The 258-nt window shown below is 60.5% G+C and carries 1 protein-coding gene; it reads right to left on the bottom strand.

The annotated features are described in order from the left end of the window. Positions 1–258, bottom strand: a 258-nt coding sequence (locus SB717_RS37435) for a hypothetical protein (protein WP_410908188.1), incomplete at both ends; no start/stop codon positions are given.

Genomic DNA, 258 nt, shown 5'->3' with positions numbered 1-258 from the left:
ACGCCGTCGAGTGACGGGATACCGAGCTCGAAATCCGTCACGCGCCGCGCTTTCGTGAAGCGCGCGTCGTCGATGTGCCAATCGAGTTCGGCCACGTGCTCTTCGGCGTGACCTGAATCAATCCACTCCTCGACCGCAGCCTCGCGCTCGTCTTCACTTAGTGCCGCAATGGCTTCTGTGGTCGAGAAAGGCAGGACGGTCGCCAGCGACACGGTCGCGAAGACGTCTTCTTCGAACGGGGTGAGATCTTGCATATGA

The sequence above is a fragment of the Priestia sp. SIMBA_032 genome (assembly GCF_046535215.1).
GTDB classification, from domain to species: Bacteria; Bacillota; Bacilli; order Bacillales; family Bacillaceae_H; genus Priestia; species Priestia aryabhattai.
Note: the sequence above shows the minus strand (reverse complement) of the source record. Positions and strands in the feature narration are given on the sequence as shown.